Source organism: Streptomyces sp. NBC_01017, assembly GCF_045162795.1.
Taxonomy (GTDB): domain Bacteria; phylum Actinomycetota; class Actinomycetes; order Streptomycetales; family Streptomycetaceae; genus Streptomyces; species Streptomyces machairae.
Map to the genome: position 1 here is coordinate 4,547,233 of NZ_CP108683.1, position 16,280 is coordinate 4,563,512.

Consider the following 16,280-nt stretch of genomic DNA (forward strand, 5'->3'; position numbering starts at 1 on the left):
CGGGAACGCGGTCGTCGTGCGGTGCGTTCTTCGTGTGACAGCTCAGAACAGCCAGCCTTATCACCTAGGGGAAGACGCTCACTTGATGCCGGACCGCAGTCTGCGACTCCTCACGTTCCCCCCGCACCCGGTGCAGGGAGGGGAGCACAGCGGCGTGCTGCTGCGGGAGCGCCCCGCCTCACCGCCCGACGCGCCTTCGGGCGGGCAGAACGGCGACGAGCGGGGCAGCGGCCAGGGGCAGGACGACAACCCCTTCGCTCCGCCGCCGGAGGGCACCCCGGACCGCCCGTGGCAGCCGCGCCGCCGCCCGTCGGGCGAGGACGACTCACAGGACTCCGACGACGGCAGAGGCCGCTCACCCTGGGGCAACCAGTGGAGCGACCGCCAGCCGGGCCGCTCCCCCGACGGCTTCGGCGACAACTCCCGACGCGGCCAGGACGGCCCCGGCGGCCCCGCGCCCGGCCCCAACCTGCGCTGGGACCCGACCGACCCCGTCCAGCGCCGCGCTCGCTTCGCACTGCTGTCCGGCATGTGGGCCTTCTTCTTCGCCCTCTTCAGCTGGCCGTACGTCGCCCTGCTGCTGGGTGCCCTGGCCCTCTACTGGGGCATCAGCAGCCTCCGGGCCAAACCCCGCACCCCAGACCCGAACACCCCGGCGCCCTCTCGCCCCACCGGCCGCCCCCAGACCACGGCAGCAGTAAGCGGCCTGGTCACAGCCTCCCTCGCCATCGCAGTGGTCGCCGCCGGCTTCACGGCACAGATGGTCTACAGCGACTACTACACCTGCACGAGCGACGCCCTGACGACCGCGGCGAAGCAGTCGTGCGAGGAGCATCTACCGGAGGAGCTGCGGGGGGTTCTGGGGACGGGGGACTGAGGACCGCGGACGCTGCTCCTTGACGCCGGTCCAGGCACCCCAACCCGTCCGGCGCGTGAGGACGAGGGCTGTGCGCGCAGACCCGCGGTGCCTGTCGGCGCCGGTCCAGGCGAAATCAGCCCGTCTGGGGTGCCCCCTCTGGGGGAGTTTGAGGACGAGGCCGTTCAGGCCGACAGCGGGGGTCTGGGGGCCGCAGGCCCCCAGGTCCGGGGTCGAAGGGGCGGCGCCCCTTCAAGGACGGGAAGGGTAGGGGCGGCGGGGGCGAGACCCTCCTCGGCGCTCACCGCGACGCCGACCCCTCGGGCGCGTCCGGCGGATCCGCCACGTCCTTCATCGCCGCCCAGCGAGCCTCACGCGAGTCATCGTCACCCCAGGGCGAGAGCGCCGATTCCGCCCCCGACCCCGACTCCAACTCAGGCTCAGGCTCAGGCTCCGCCACCTCCGCGGACGGCACCTCGACAGCGGAAAAGTCATCCGGCTCGAACGTCGTGTCATGGTCGTACGCTCCGTACGGAACCCCCTCCCCATCACCCCCGTAGCCCTCGCCCTCGTCCTCGTCAGGCCCAACCCCCCGCCCCTCCTGGTCCTGCCCCAACGCCGTGAACGGCCCTTCCTGGACGAGGGCCGACCGCCCCACGGCCTCCCCCGTCGCCGCCTCCACACGAGGCCGGCCGATCCAAGCCCCCTCCGTCTCGCCAAGCCGGCGTCCCGCCCGCCGCTCCATGTGGCACCGCCACCCCCGCACCACCACAGCCACCGGAACCGCCACCACCGACACCCACCCCAACGCCGCCGCCCCCACCTGCCACCACACCGGCCCGAACTCCGCAAGCGCCCCCCGCCCCAGCGGCCCACCCGACAGCTCGGCCAGCTCGGCGACCACGACCGCGCAGAACACGGCCGCCAGCAGGGCAACGCCGGCGGTCCGCCCGGGTGCCCAGGCCGCGGCCGGCGCGTGCCCGCTCTCCGACCGAGCCGCAGGCCCGCCACCCCACCCCGCCGCGAACCACCCCACGACCACCCCCGCCACAACCGGCACCGCCCCGACCCCCCACTGCACGGGCCCCCCTACCCCCGGGTCCGGCACCGCCGCCAGCAACGGCAGCGGCGGCAGCAACGGCGCCGGCGCCGCGGACAGCGGCCCCACCACATGCCCCGTCCCGAGCACGAACCCCGGCCCCAGGGCGTACGCCGCCGCCCACACCGCCGCGTTCGGCACCAGCGCCGCGCACAGCAACAGCACCGCGAACCGCCCCGACCAGCCCTCCGTCAGCTGCAGAAACGACCCCCGTGCCGCGGCGCCGTGCCACGCCAGCGAGACGCCCACCAGCAACGCCCCACCCGCGACGAGCGCCGCCGCACCGGCCCCGGCCGCCCGGGCCGCCGCGCCGAGACGGGCAGGCGCCTCCGCGTCGGGAACCAGCCGCCGTACCCGTGTCGGCATCACGCCCAGCACACCGTCGGCCGCTTCGGGCCGCCGTTCGCACGCCGTCCACACGCCCACCCCCGCCGCCGCCATCGCGAGAAGGGGCACGCACACCCCGGTCCACCACCACGAGGGCCGCAGCTCACCGCCCGCCGCGTACACCGCGGCCGCCACCCCGACCCCGAGGTACCCGAGCACGACACCCGCCCACGCCGTACGCCCCGACACGAGCGGCGCCCCGTCACCGCCGTCCGCCGCCGCGTCCCGCGCCGCCCGGTACACCAGCCACACCGGAAGCATGAGCATCAGCAAGGGCGTGACACCCACCGGTGCGGGGAGACCGGAGAGGGTGTCGGTGCGGACGAGTTCGGCACCGTGCGCCAGCAGCCACAGCAGGGCGGCGACCTGCAACGCGCCCCCCGGCCCCTTGTCCGGATACGGCGAACTGACCCACAGCACCATCACCACCACGGAGATCACACCGAGCCCCAGCCCCGCCGCGACCGCGCCGCCGAGAAGGCTCGCGCCGAGTCCGGGCGTGCGGTAGCGCAGCCGAGTGAGCAGGGACGCCAGGGGCGTTCGACGAGCGGTCATCTCGTTCACGCCCGCCATGCTCCCAACGACACGCGCTTTCCCGCCGTAACAGGCGAACCTCCGAAGTGTCGCTCAATATACGTTTATGTACTTTTTCGCACGAAGGGGCGTACTGTGACGCAGAGCCCCGTACCCCCGCTTCCCCCGCCCAAGGAACGCCGACGCCTGCGCGAGGCCACTTCATTGACGCAGGCTCAGGTCGCGGCACGGGTCGGCGTCAGCCGCGAGACAGTACGCGATTGGGAGAACGGCCGTACGACACCACGCGGCCGGAGGAGGGTGGCGTACGCGCACCTGCTCGGCTCGCTCGCGGAGCAGACGGCAGAGGTGACGGCGGAGATCACGGCGGAGAAGTCACCGGAAGAGACAGAGCCTCAGGAAGCCATGGGAGGGCGCGACATGACGGTAGGTCAGGGTGCCCGCGAGCGCGCCGAGACAGCCGTACGGACTGCCGTACCGGCAGCCGTCCCCGTCGAGGATCCGGCACCGCCCCCCGAGGCCCGGCCCGAACGCACCCTCTCCCCCGCCCAGGCCTTCGACGCGCTCTACGCCTTCTGCGCCCCGGCCCTCGTACGGCAGACCTACCTGCTCACCGGGCGCCGCGAACTCGCGCGCGAGTCGGTCGAGCGGGCCTTCGAACGCGCCTGGCAGCGCTGGCCCGAGGTGGCCTGCGACCCGGACCCGGCGGGCTGGGTCCGGGCAACGGCGTACGACTTCGCACTCTCCCCCTGGCACCGTTTCCGCCCGCGCTACCGGCACCCCGAGCCCCCACCGTCGGACGCATCCGACCGCGCCCTGCTGAACGTGCTCCTCGAACTCACCCCGCCCCAGCGCCGCGCGCTGCTCCTGTACGACGGTGTCGGCCTCGACCTGCCCGAGACGGCGGCGGAGACGGAGGCGACCACACCGGCCACCGCCAACCGTCTCCTCAACGCCCGCGCCGCGGTCGCCGCCCGCCTCCCGGACCTGTCCGACCCCACCGAGCTCCACCACCGCCTGGTCGAACTCGCCTCCACGGAGCGCCTGCGCGCGGCCAAACCGGCGGTGGTACGCGACGGCAGCGAACGCCGGGCCCGCTTCTGGACCCGCGCGGCGATCGCGTTCACCGTGGCCCTCATCGGCACGACAGCCCTGACCCTGCGCACCGCCCCGACCCAGTACGAACCGCCGGTGCCGCCCGGGGAGACCGTGCTCGGCGTACCGCCGAGGGTGGCGCCGGGTCCGCTGTCGGAGAAGGAGCAGAAGCTGCGCGCGAAGCTCAGGGCGAAGATGCAGCACGGCCCGGAGAGACTCGCACCACAGCCACAGTGAGCTGCCGAAAACGCCGGTGGGCCCGCCCCCACGCAGGGGACGGGCCCACCGGATGATGCGCTGGGCGCCTGTGAAGGTCAGCCGCCGAGGATCTCGCGAGCCAGCTTCGCCGTCTCGGTCGGCGTCTTGCCGACCTTGACGCCCGCGGCCTCCAGGGCCTCCTTCTTCGCCTGCGCCGTACCGGACGAACCGGAGACGATCGCGCCGGCGTGACCCATCGTCTTGCCCTCGGGGGCGGTGAAGCCCGCGACGTAGCCGACGACCGGCTTGGTCACGTTCTTCGCGATGAAGTCCGCGGCCCGCTCCTCGGCGTCGCCGCCGATCTCGCCGATCATGACGATCAGGTCGGTGTCGGCGTCGGCCTCGAACGCGGCGAGCGCGTCGATGTGCGTGGTGCCGATGATCGGGTCGCCACCGATGCCGACGGCGGTCGAGAAGCCGATGTCACGCAGCTCGTACATCATCTGGTACGTCAGCGTGCCGGACTTCGAGACCAGGCCGATACGGCCCGGCTTGGTGATGTCGCCCGGGATGATGCCGACGTTCGACTGACCCGGGGTGATGATGCCGGGGCAGTTCGGGCCGATGATCCGGGTCTTGTTGCCCTTCTTGCCGGCGTACGCCCAGAAGGACGCCGAGTCGTGCACGGCGATGCCCTCGGTGATGACGACGGCAAGCCCGATCTCGGCGTCGATGGCCTCGACGACGGCGTCCTTGGTGAACTTCTCCGGCACGAAGATGACGGAGACGTTGGCGCCGGTCTTCTCGATGGCCTCGGCGACCGACCCGAAGACGGGTACCTCGGTGCCGTCGAAGTCCACGGTCTGACCCGCCTTGCGCGGGTTCACGCCGCCCACGACGTTGGTGCCGTCACCGAGCATGAGCTTGGTGTGCTTCATGCCGGTGGCGCCCGTCATGCCCTGGACGATGACCTTGCTGTCCTTGTTGAGCCAGATAGCCATGGTGTGTTGTGTCCTCGTCCTGAGTGCTTACTTGGCGGCGTGGGCCAGCTCGGCGGCCTTGTCGGCCGCGCCGTCCATGGTGTCGACGCGCTGGACCAGCGGGTGGTTGGCGTCGGTGAGGATCTGCCGGCCGAGCTCGGCGTTGTTGCCGTCGAGACGGACGACGAGCGGCTTGGAGACGTTCTCGCCGCGGTCCTCGAGGAGCTTCAGGGCCTGGACGATGCCGTTGGCGACCTCGTCACAGGCGGTGATGCCACCGAAGACGTTGACGAAGACGGACTTGACGTCCGGGTCGCCGAGGATGATCTCCAGCCCGTTGGCCATGACCTGGGCGGAGGCGCCACCGCCGATGTCCAGGAAGTTGGCCGGCTTGACGTTGCCGTGGTTCTCACCGGCGTACGCGACGACGTCCAGGGTGCTCATGACGAGACCCGCGCCGTTGCCGATGATGCCGACCTCGCCGTCGAGCTTGACGTAGTTGAGGTTCTTCTCCTTGGCGGCGGCCTCGAGCGGGTTGGCCGCGTCCTTGTCGTGCAGCTCCTCGTACTCGGGGTGGCGGAACTCGGCGTTCTCGTCGAGCGACACCTTGCCGTCGAGGGCGATGACGTCACCGGAGGCGACCTTCGCGAGCGGGTTGACCTCGACGAGGAGGGCGTCCGACTTGATGAAGGTGTCCCACAGCGTGATGAGGACGTTGACGACCTTGTCCGCGACCTCGGCCGGGAACTTGGCGGCCTCGACGATCTCGCGGGCCTTGGCCTCGTCCACGCCGTCGATGGCGTCGATCGCGATCTTGGCGACGGCCTCCGGGCGGGTGGCCGCCACCTCCTCGATCTCCATGCCGCCCTCGACGGAGGCGATGGAGAGGAAGGTGCGGTTGGCACGGTCGAGGAGGAAGGAGACGTAGTACTCCTCCAGGATCTCCGGGGCCGTCTCGGCGATCATCACCTTGTGGACCGTGTGGCCCTTGATGTCCATGCCGAGGATGTCCGTCGCGCGGGCGACGGCCTCGTCCGCGGTGGCGGCGAGCTTCACGCCACCGGCCTTGCCACGGCCGCCGACCTTCACCTGGGCCTTGACGACGGACTTGCCACCGAGACGCTCGGTGGCTGCGCGGGCCGCCTCAGGCGTGTCGATGACTTCACCGGCCAGCACCGGTACATCGTGCTTGGCGAAGAGGTCCCTCGCCTGGTACTCGAACAGGTCCACGCGCTTCCGTCCCTATCAGTGATCTCGCGGTTCGTTGGATGCGTGGGCGTGCCGCGAAGGGCAACGTGACGTCCGCTGTCACAAGGGAGGCGCACACGGTGTCCGAGCGCGCGGCATGTCCGTCCCGCAGGTTATCTCTGCTTGAAGGAGGCCCCTAAATCGAGGGTCACACCTGAGCGGTGATACCTGTCACATGATGCCGCGATCAGCGGGGATCACTGGCACGGCGTGCCGACTGTGAGGCACTCGGAAGGCGAGACGGAAGGACCTCACCGGGTTGGGGTTGACCCGGTGAGGTCCCTTGAACCGCCCGTAGGGGCACGAATGGGCAGCCCCGGTGGGCTCCGGGCGGGTGATCCCCACCCCAATGGGGATCACCCGGCCCGTCCGCGGGGTTCCGGTCGGTACAGCCGACGGCTTTCGGCCGCCCGGGCCGTCTGCCCCGCGGAGTCGGTGGGAAGCGGTGCGTCAGATGCGGGACGCGCCGCCCTGGGGGAGGTCGTGCCGGACCTCGTTCCGCAGATCGCGCTGGAGGTCCTGCGCGTAGTCCGGCGTGACCGACCGGCCGACCTGCTGCACACCGGTCGCGGCGTTGCCGGCCAGCGGGCCCGCCGAGTCGCGGACCGTGCCGGTCAGGTCCTCGGCGAAGGGCGCGGCCTGCCCGGCGACGCCGTGCACGAAGGGGTCGACCTCGCCGACGACACCGCCGGCGAAGGGGTGCACGTCGCCGACCACGCCGTACGCCAGCGTCGTGGCGCTGCCGCCGACGCCCCGCACGACCGGCCGGACGGTGTCCACGACGGTGTCGACGACGGGCCGCACGGCACCGGTGACGCCATACGCGAACGGCGGCACCTCCCCCGTGACGCCCTCGGCGAGGGGCACGGCCTGCCCGGCCACCACCCCGTGCACGAGCGGGTCGACCTCGCCGACGACACCGCCCGCGAACGGCCGGACATCGCCGACCACGCCGTACGCCAGCCCGCCCGCATCCGCGACGGCCTGCCCGGCGACCGGCACGACGCCGTGCACGGCGGTGTCGGCGACGGGCGGCAGGACGGCGCCGGTGACGTCCGTGGCGACCTGGCCGACGAGACCGGTGGCATACGGGGGTACGTCAGTGGCAGCACCCCGCACGACCGGCTGCACGCCGTCGACGGCGCCGGAGGCGATGGGCCGGACGTCGCCGACCGTGCCGTGGGCAAGGTGCTGGACGTCGCCGAGCACGCCGTGGGCCGTCGGCTGCACGCCCTGGACTACCCCGCCGACGACCGGCCGGACCCCCTGCACGGCATCGGCGGCGACCGGCTGGACGCCCGCGACGGCCTGCCCTGCCATGGGCTGCACGTCGGCGACGACGCCGTACGCCAGCGCGGTCGCGGCGTCGGCCGTGTGCCCGGCGGTCCGGGTGCCCCCGGCCACGACGCCGTGGGCGACGGGGACGACGCCGTCCACGGCCCGCCCGACGACCGGTCGCACTCCGGTCACCGCACCGCCGGCCACCGACTGGACGCTGCCCACGGCGTTCGTGCCGACCGGCGTCACCCCGGCCGCGGTGTGGATGGCGATGGGGACGACGCCGGAGACGGCGTGCTCGGCGGTCGGGACGACGCCTTCGACCACCTGGCCGGCGACGGGCAGTACACCGTTCACGGCCTGCGTCGCGATCGGCGGGGCGACCGCGTGGGCAGTCTGCGTGACGACCGGGGTGACCGTGCCGGGGACGGCACTGACCGTGCCGACGACCCGCTGCTCGACGTCGGTGGCCCGGCCGGTGGCGGTGGCCTGCGCGGCCGTTGCCGTCCCCGTGGCCCTGCCCTGGACTTCGGCTGCGGCGGCCCGGGCGACGTCTTGCGCGCCCGTCCCTGTGCGGCCCGCGCCCTGCAGCTTCGTCTGCGTGGCGGCGAGCGCCTGCTCCAGCTCGGGGGCGAAGGCGGCGAGGGGGCCGAAGAGGTAGTCGATCGTGCCGGGGGCGCTGGGTATGCCGGGGGTGCCGGGGAGCTGTGGCGTGCCCTCGGGTGCGTTCCTGAGGTCGGTGACGGCAGCGGCGGCGGCCGCGGAGACGTTGGCCTCGGCATGCGCGGCGTCCTGTGTCGCCGCCTTGTCCGCGCGGGCGGCCTGGGCGCCCTGGATGACCTCGGTGGCGCTCCTTGCCTTGGCCTTCGTGGCGGTGGTGGCGGTGGTGCCCCCAGTGGCCTTCTCGGCGCCGCCCGTGTTCGCGGGCGCGGTCCTGGCGGTTTCGGCTACCACGCTGGTGGCGCCGTCGGTGGCGTCGGTGACGCCGGTGACGGTGTTGGCCACGTCGGAGACGACGCCGTCGACGTTGCCGGTGACCGCGCTGAGCAGCCCGGGGGCGTCGGCGCTGTCGGCGGCCTCAGCCGCGTCGGTCGCGTCGGTGGTCGTGTCCGGTACGGAGAGAGTGGAGGCGTGCAGCTCGTCCGCGCTGGCGGCGGCCGAACCGAGCGCCCACGCGCCGGTGACCCCGGCGGCTATGACGATCGAACGGCGAATGTTCTTGTTCATACGTACGTCGGATCCCTAGATCTTGGGCTCCGAAGGCCCCGGAGGATCGGAGATCCAAGGAACTCCGGGACTTCGGACGGAATGGGGACATTGCGGCACCGGCTCCGGTCGCGGTCCGGGGAGTTGAGGACCAGCGGTACCGGGTACGGCTCCGGCGGCTTCCGTCCGGGAAGGTCCGGCGATGTCAGAGGGACATCGGCGAACTGACGTGGGGTCTCCGGACGGACGGGCCGGCCTACTGCCCTAAGCGGGGGAAACCGGAATGTCCCGGTGCCTGTCCTGGATCTCGTCCGCCTCGACGCGGGCGGCGGCGCCGGGCACCAACCGCAGCGGAGCCCGCCCGTTCAACGAGACGGCGTGCGCGTCCCCGTGCCGCGGCGAGTTGTTGTCCCCCGCCGAACGGTTCCCCTGCACACCACCCGGGTGTTCGACCGGCGCCTGAGGAACGGGGGCATAACGGGAAGGCGCGGTCGTGCGTGCACCGCTGGACGCCGAGGCGTGCGCCGCCGCGGCGACATCAGCGACGAACTGGGGGCCGTAGTCGACGACCACGTCCTTGCCGGTACGCCCCACATCACCCCGCCCGTCGACGGACCCGGGCACCTCCGCGACTGGGCGGGGCGTCGCGGCGCCGGGCGCGGGCAACGTCTGCCCGGGCACGGCGGGAAAACCGGGGAGCCCCGGGACGTCGGGGAGGCTGGGAAGGTCGGCGCCGGGAAGCCCCGGACGCGGGAATTCAGGGAACTCCAGTCCCGGCCAGCTGGGCCAACTCGGCCACACCGACGACTCGGGCGCCGTCGGAAGAGCGGGCAGCGCAGGCAGTGCCGGGAGCGCAGGCAGTGCCGGGAGCGACGCCAACGGCGGCACCTTCGCCTGTGCCTCGGCCAATCCGCCGGTCACCGACTCGACCACGTCCCCGACCGGTTCGACGACGCGATGACCCACGCCCTGGATGACACGCTCGGTCACGGGGCGCAGGACCTGGTCGTCGGCGGGGTGCGGGACGGCGGGGGTGGCGTGGCCGGTGTTGGCCTGACCGGCATTGGCCTGGCCGTGAACATGGCCGACATTGCCCTGGCCATGGGGAGCCTGGCCGGGGGGCAGCTGGGCGCCGGGAGTTGGCGCATTTGGAGCGGGGTCACCGTGAGCCGGAGCGCCGTGATCCGGAGCGCCGTTAGTCGGAGCGCCGTTAGTCGGAGCGTGGGGCGCCGGAGAGCCGTTAGTCGGAGTGTGGGGCGCCGGAGCGTGGGGCGCCGGGCCACCGGGAGCGGAGACTCCGGGAGCCGGAGCCGGAGCCTGGGGCCCCGGGCCACTGGCAGCCGGGGGCTGCGAGGTCGGGGAGAACGGCGAAGTCGCCGGGGGCTGCGGACTTGCCGGAGGCTCCGGCATTGCCGGGCCGGCCACAGCGCTCGCTCCCGCCTCCGCCAGGTCGCTGACCAACCGCCCGACCGCGCCCCTCGTCAACGTCCCGATCCGCTCACCCTCCGGCGCCGAAGCCGTGGCCCCGACGACAGCGGAGGGTGTCGAGCCCGAGGACGACGACACGGCCGTCCCCACCGACACCCCGTCGGCCGCATACGCCCGCTCTCCGCAGAGGAGCCCGACCGCGAGGACGCCGCCCACCAGCAGGACCAGCTGCAGCGCACGCCACCCAGCCGCACCGCGCAGGACACGCAGAGCGGCACCGGGCAAGGTGGCCGGCCAAGTCAAGACGGGGAGCCCTCCCGTGCGGCGGAACGAAGTACGCGTGATGAGCAGCGAGTCGATGCGACGCGGTACGGACAGGCGGAGCGCGACGCACCGCTGAACAGGCGTCCGATACTCGCACGGCCCTCCCGATGGTGCGCAAGCCCTCCGCTACCGATGCACCTCATGTCCCTTTTTCTGGCCCAAGTCGGGCGTCACCAGGTCGACAAATCGCCAGCCATTCCGGGCTATTCGACCCTCCCGACCCTCTCGACCCTCTTCCTCGACGTCTTCTCGGCCCCCTTCTCGCAGCCCCCGGCCCCCTCCTCTCGTCCCTTGGCCCTCCCCTCACCCCTCTTCCCGTCCCCCTCACACCGTGTCCGGCACCGGTATCGGCCGCTTCTCGATGGCCGCCGCCATCACCTCCGGGAACAGGTCGGGCGTGCAGGCGAAGGCCGGTGCGCCCAGTGCGGCGAGCGCGGCTGCGTGCTCCCGGTCGTACGCCGGTGCCCCCTCGTCCGACAGCGCCAGCAGCGCCACGAACTGCACCCCCGACGCCTTCATCGCGGCGACCCGCTTGAGCATCTCGTCCCGGATACCGCCCTCATAGAGGTCGCTGATCAGCACGACCACCGTCTCCGCGGGCCGGGTGATCTGCGACTGGCAGTACGCGAGCGCCCGGTTGATGTCCGTGCCGCCACCGAGCTGCGTGCCGAACAGGACGTCGACGGGGTCGTCGAGCTGGTCGGTGAGGTCGACGACGGAGGTGTCGAAGACGACGAGCCGCGTGTTGATGGACCGCATGGACGCCAGCACGGCCCCGAACACCGACGCGTACACCACCGACGCCGCCATCGACCCCGACTGGTCGATGCAGAGAACGACCTCCTTCTTCACGGACTGCGACGCCCGCCCGTACCCGATGAGCCGCTCCGGCACGATCGTCCGGTACTCCGGGAGGTAGTGCTTGAGGTTGGCCGCGATCGTGCGGTTCCAGTCGATGTCATGGTGGCGCGGCCGGTTGATACGGGCACTGCGGTCGAGGGCCCCGGTGAGAGTGGCCCGCGTGCGGGTGGCGAGCCGCTTCTCCAGGTCCTCGACGACCTTGCGCACGACGGCCCGTGCCGTCTCCTTCGTGGTCTCCGGCATCGCCCTGTTGAGCGAGAGCAGCGTGCCCACGAGGTGCACGTCCGCCTCCACCGCCTCCAGCATCTCCGGCTCCAGCAGCAGCGTGGACAGCCCGAGCCGGTCGATGGCGTCCCGCTGCATGACCTGCACGACGGAGGAGGGGAAGTACGTCCGGATGTCCCCGAGCCATCGCGCCACGGACGGCGCCGACGCCCCGAGCCCCGCCGAACGGTCCTTCCCAGCGGGCGACTTGTCCCCCTTGCCGTAGAGAGCGGTGAGCGCCCCGTCCATCGCTGCGTCCTTCCCGGAGAGCGCGCACCCGGTGCCGTCGGCGTTGTCCCCGCCCAGCACCATCCGCCACCGCCGCAGCCGCTCCCGGGCCGGATCCATCGCCTCGGTCGTCATCGGCATGCTCCTTCACGAGGCCGCTCCCACAGCGGCATCACCGGCACGGTCGTGGTCGTCCGCCGGCCTTGCGCCGCGAACCACTGCGATGGCCCGACGGCGCCCACCACTCCGGCGCGCTCCCTCGGCTCCGTCACTCCGCCAGTCGTCATCCCGTAGCCCCCACCAGCCTGTTCGCGCCGACGTCGCTCTCGGCGTCCTCTTCCACCCGGTCCAGCCCCAGCAGCAACCGCACCACCGGCACCACGGCATCCGCTCGCTCGACATCGAGCTCGGCGCCGAAGCCGGGTATGCCGGATCCGCCGGCCTCCCTGCTCCCCCGTTGCCCCGGACCACGCCGGACCAACTCACCCAAGGTCCGCCGCACCCCGGCCTCATAAGCCGAGAACGTCCGCCTCAGCAGCGGCAACACGTCCGTGAACGCCTCCGCCGACACCCCCGTCAGCCACGCATCGACCAGCCCGAGGAGTCGCTCGTCGTGCACCAGCAGCATCCCGCCGCCGGAACCACCGCCGACGAATCCCTCGATCCACGCAGCCGCGTCCCCCGGCGGCGTCCCCGGCGACAAGGCAAGCCCCATCAGCCGGGCCGCCTCCTCCTGCACCAACTCCCCGTCATCCAGGAGCAACCGCACGGCACGCCCTTTGATGACGCCGGGCACGGTGTCCCGCACGGACAGCACCCGAAGCACCCCGTGCCAACGGTTGCGCAGGTCGCCGTGTCCGAGCGCGGTCGAGTCGCCCGGAGCAGTACCGGGCCCTTCCGAGGCGTCCTCGTCCTCGCCCCGCGCCGACGTCACTGCGTCGCCCAGCAACCCCAACGCTCCGTGCACCGCGTCCACATGGCGCCGCATCTCCTCGGCGGCGTCCGCGTCCAGCGCGGCACAGGCCGGGGGCAGTCCGACGAAGATGCGCTCGGCGAGCCCCGCGGCGACCTCTGTGAGCGCCCTGGTGTCTGTGCCCCGCACATCGCCGTACCGCAGGGACCGCACCAGCGCGGGCAGCGCCTGGGCGAGATGGCCGACGTCGGCGTCGAGTGCCGCCCGGTCGGCCAGGATCCGCATCACCGCAGGCAGCGCGTCCGACAGGTCGGCCAGCAGACAGCGCTCGGCGAGCGCGGTGACATCGGCGAGCCCCCGCGCGGCTACGGCATCCGCCTCTGCCTTGGCGGTGGCCGCCGCGAACACGGTGGTTCCCCACACCCCGGCTTCCGCGATCCGCACGGACAGCTCGGGCTCCCACCGCAGCCGCCACGTCTCCCGGAACGTCCCCGTACTCCCCCGCGACGCGACCGGCTCACCCCACTCCACGCCGAGCAGCCGCAGCCGGTGCAGCAGCCTGCTGCGCTCGGCGTCGTTCTCCTTGCGCAGGTCGAGCTCCAACTCCCTTTCCAGCGCCTCCGGTTTGAGCCGCAGCCGGCGCTGGATCCGGTCGAGGTCCCGCTGCAACGGCACTGCCGGCGCCGACCGCGGCACTTCCCCGAGCACGTCCCCCACGACCAGCCGATCACGCACCAACGCGAGCGGCACGTCCGAGCCCTCGCACATCACCGCCCGCACCGCGTCCGTCATCTCGCCCAGTCCCGGCAACGGGCGTCCGCGCATCGCCGCCAGCGTCTCCGCCAGCCGCACGGCCTCGATGACGTGCGCCGAGGACACGATCCGGTCCTCGTCCCTCAGCAGCCCGGCCACCTTGGTCATCCACCGCTCGACCGGCCGGTCCGGTGCGCCGAAGAGGTGCCCGTACCACCCCGGCGAGTCGATGCCCGCTCCGTACCCGCTGGCCCGGGCCAGCCGCCGGTTCGTCCACGGCACCCAGGTCATGTCGGCCTTGACCTTGGGCAGCCCCTTCAGCAGCGCCTTGTCGGCGGCCACGGTGCTCTTCTGCCGCAGCGCGGGCACATGCCACGCCCCGCACACCACGGCCACGTCATCCGCGAACTCCCGCTGCGCGGCCCGCACTTGGAGCCGCATATACGCCTCCCGCACGAGATCCCGCTCATGCCCCCCGCTCCCGTACGCCTCCCGCAACGCCCCCATGGCCTCTTCGAGCCCGAGAAACGGCGCGAACGCGTCCCCGTCTCCCACCCCCCGGTGCTCGACGACGTCCTCCCACCACCGCTCGGGATCGTCGTAACCAGCGGCATCGGCGAGTACGGCGAGGGGGTCGACCCGGACGTCGGCGCCGGGGCCGGGGCCGTCGGAGCCAGGGTCAACGGCGAGACCGGGGCCGCTCCCGGCCCGCTCCCCGTCAGGCTCATCGGCTCCCCTGTCGGCCGGGGCCGGCCCCGCGTCCTTGTCAGCGGGCGTCGGCCCCCCGTCCTCATCAACAGACGCCGACTCCTCATCCCTCCCCCACGCCAACGTGTGCGTGGCCGGCAAGTCAATGAAGCGAGCCAGCACCCCGTGCTCCAGGGCCCAGCGGATGGCCACCCACTCCGGGGAGAACTCGGCCATCGGCCAGAAGGCCGAGCGGCCCGGCTCGTCCACGGCGTGGGCAAGGAGGGCGACCGGCGGTCGCATGTCCTCGTCACCGGCGAGCGCGATCAGGGCATCGGCCTCCGGTGGCCCTTCGATCAGCACGACCCGAGGCTGCGCCGCGTCCAACGCCGCCCGCACCGTCCGCGCAGACCCGGGCCCGTGATGCCGTACGCCGAGCAGCAGCGGCCCGACACCGCGCCCCTCGCCGCCGGACCTGTCCACGCCAGTCACACCGTCCCCCTCGGTCCCCAACTGTCCGACGATGCCGCCGCCCACACGGCCGCGTACGCCGACCACACCCCCGCGCCCAGCTCCCGACGCATCTCGTCACCCCTCACCGCAACCTGCCCCGCTCGCCCATGGCCGCCGGACGACGCCGCCGACCGCACCCGCCGCGCCCCACCCGTCGGACCACGACCTGCCGCCACCCCGACCATCCCGTCCCCCTAATCCGCCGCCACGGACCCACCCGACTTCGACCCACCGCCCGGGCGGCCCCATCCAAGGTCGTCCTCGTTCACACGCTCACCTCGCGGCACGCCCGGTAGAAGTCCGTCCAGCCGTCCCGCTCACGCACGACCGCCTCCAGGTACTCCTGCCAGACGACCCGGTCGGCCGCCGGATCGCGGACCACGGCGCCGAGGATGCCCGCGGCGACGTCGCCGGAGCGCAGCACTCCGTCGCCGAAGTGGGCAGCCAGGGCGAGGCCGTTGGTGACGACGGAGATCGCCTCGGCCGTCGACAGCGTGCCGCTGGGCGACTTCAACTTCGTGCGGCCGTCGGCGGTCACCCCGTCGCGCAGCTCGCGGAAGACGGTCACGACGCGGCGGATCTCGTCGATGCCGTCGGGCGCGGCCGGCAGATCGAGGGAGCGGCCGATCTGGTCGACGCGCCGGGAGACGATGTCCACCTCGGCCTCGACGCTCTCCGGCAGCGGCAGCACGACCGTGTTGAAGCGGCGGCGCAGAGCGCTGGAGAGGTCGTTGACCCCGCGGTCGCGGTCGTTGGCCGTGGCGATGAGGTTGAAGCCGCGGACCGCCTGCGCCTCCTGTCCCAACTCCGGTATCGGCAGCGTCTTCTCCGACAGGATCGTGATCAGCGTGTCCTGCACATCAGCCGGAATACGGGTCAGCTCCTCGACCCGCGCGGTCATCCCCTCCGCCATCGCCCGCATGACGGGGCTGGGCACCAGGGCGTCACGGCTCGGCCCGTGTGCGAGCAGCTGCGCATAGTTCCAGCCGTACCGGATCGCCTCCTCCGGCGTGCCCGCCGTGCCCTGCACCAGCAGCGTCGAGTCGCCGCTGACCGCCGCGGCGAGGTGCTCGGAGACCCAGGTCTTCGCGGTGCCGGGCACGCCGAGCAGGAGCAGTGCGCGATCCGTGGCGAGCGTGGTGACGGCGACCTCGACGATGCGGCGCGGGCCCACGTACTTCGGTGTGATCACCGTGCCGTCCGGCAGCGTGCCGCCGAGCAGGTACGTGGCCACCGCCCACGGCGACAGCTTCCAGCGGGTCGGGCGCGGGCGATCATCCTGCTCGGCGAGCGCGGCGAGTTCATGGGCGAAGGCGTCCTCGGCGTGCGGTCGCAACACCTCGGCCGCTTCCGTCTCCCCCGCTTCGACGGATTTCGGTTCTACGGAAACAGACATGGCAAAGTCCCCCTCCAGCTCGGCCGGTTCAG

The 16,280-nt window shown here is 72.7% G+C and carries 10 protein-coding genes; 2 read left to right on the forward strand and 8 right to left on the reverse strand.

The annotated features are described in order from the left end of the window. The first annotated feature begins 85 nt into the window (after window positions 1–85). Window positions 86–877: a hypothetical protein gene (locus OG331_RS20550; RefSeq protein WP_406198302.1), complete on the forward strand. Its 792-nt coding sequence runs from the start codon at window positions 86–88 to the stop codon at window positions 875–877. 280 nt (window positions 878–1,157) lie between these two features. Here the strand turns inward: OG331_RS20550 and OG331_RS20555 are convergent, their stop codons facing one another. After that, window positions 1,158–2,915, reverse strand: coding sequence for a DUF6350 family protein (locus tag OG331_RS20555; protein ID WP_406198304.1), 1,758 nt, complete (start codon window positions 2,913–2,915; stop codon window positions 1,158–1,160). Between the two features lie 96 nt (window positions 2,916–3,011). Here OG331_RS20555 and OG331_RS20560 point away from each other — a divergent pair, with 96 nt between their 5' ends. Then, the gene (locus OG331_RS20560) at window positions 3,012–4,208 is read left to right on the forward strand and encodes a helix-turn-helix domain-containing protein (RefSeq protein WP_406198306.1); all 1,197 of its coding nucleotides are present in this window, start codon (window positions 3,012–3,014) and stop codon (window positions 4,206–4,208) included. A 77-nt stretch (window positions 4,209–4,285) separates the two neighbouring features. Here the strand turns inward: OG331_RS20560 and sucD are convergent, their stop codons facing one another. The 7 genes from sucD to OG331_RS20595 all read right to left on the reverse strand — a co-directional run bounded on the left by sucD (window position 4,286) and on the right by OG331_RS20595 (window position 16,248). After that, a complete protein-coding gene (gene sucD / locus OG331_RS20565; protein WP_363035549.1) occupies window positions 4,286–5,170 on the reverse strand; it encodes a succinate--CoA ligase subunit alpha in 885 nt (294 codons plus the stop codon). 27 nt (window positions 5,171–5,197) lie between these two features. Beyond that, a complete protein-coding gene (gene sucC / locus OG331_RS20570; protein WP_406198310.1) occupies window positions 5,198–6,379 on the reverse strand; it encodes an ADP-forming succinate--CoA ligase subunit beta in 1,182 nt (393 codons plus the stop codon). A 468-nt stretch (window positions 6,380–6,847) separates the two neighbouring features. Continuing rightward, complete coding sequence (locus OG331_RS20575; protein WP_406198313.1) at window positions 6,848–8,902, reverse strand: hypothetical protein; 2,055 nt, start codon at window positions 8,900–8,902, stop codon at window positions 6,848–6,850. A 243-nt stretch (window positions 8,903–9,145) separates the two neighbouring features. Then, window positions 9,146–9,871 carry a hypothetical protein gene (locus tag OG331_RS20580; RefSeq protein WP_406198315.1) on the reverse strand — a complete coding sequence of 242 codons (726 nt, stop codon included), beginning with the start codon at window positions 9,869–9,871 and terminating at the stop codon, window positions 9,146–9,148. A 1,086-nt stretch (window positions 9,872–10,957) separates the two neighbouring features. Further along, a complete protein-coding gene (locus tag OG331_RS20585) occupies window positions 10,958–12,121 on the reverse strand; it encodes a VWA domain-containing protein (protein WP_406198317.1) in 1,164 nt (387 codons plus the stop codon). Window positions 12,122–12,269: 148 nt separating this feature from the next. Further along, window positions 12,270–14,831, reverse strand: a complete 2,562-nt coding sequence (locus OG331_RS20590) for a DUF5682 family protein (RefSeq protein ID WP_406198320.1) — start codon at window positions 14,829–14,831, stop codon at window positions 12,270–12,272. A 286-nt stretch (window positions 14,832–15,117) separates the two neighbouring features. Next, entirely contained in the window at window positions 15,118–16,248 is a 1,131-nt protein-coding gene (locus OG331_RS20595) for an AAA family ATPase (protein ID WP_406198323.1), read from the reverse strand. Window positions 16,249–16,280: the final 32 nt, after the last annotated feature.

Excerpts from the sequence above, each read along its gene's own strand:
- OG331_RS20555 (WP_406198304.1), bottom strand. The coding sequence starts at position 2,915 with ATGGCGGGCGTGAACGAGATGACCGCTCGTCGAACGCCCCTGGCGTCC.
- OG331_RS20585 (WP_406198317.1), bottom strand. The coding sequence starts at position 12,121 with ATGACGACCGAGGCGATGGATCCGGCCCGGGAGCGGCTGCGGCGGTGG.
- OG331_RS20550 (WP_406198302.1), top strand. The coding sequence starts at position 86 with ATGCCGGACCGCAGTCTGCGACTCCTCACGTTCCCCCCGCACCCGGTG.
- sucD (WP_363035549.1), bottom strand. The coding sequence starts at position 5,170 with ATGGCTATCTGGCTCAACAAGGACAGCAAGGTCATCGTCCAGGGCATG.
- OG331_RS20595 (WP_406198323.1), bottom strand. The coding sequence starts at position 16,248 with ATGTCTGTTTCCGTAGAACCGAAATCCGTCGAAGCGGGGGAGACGGAA.
- OG331_RS20575 (WP_406198313.1), bottom strand. The coding sequence starts at position 8,902 with ATGAACAAGAACATTCGCCGTTCGATCGTCATAGCCGCCGGGGTCACC.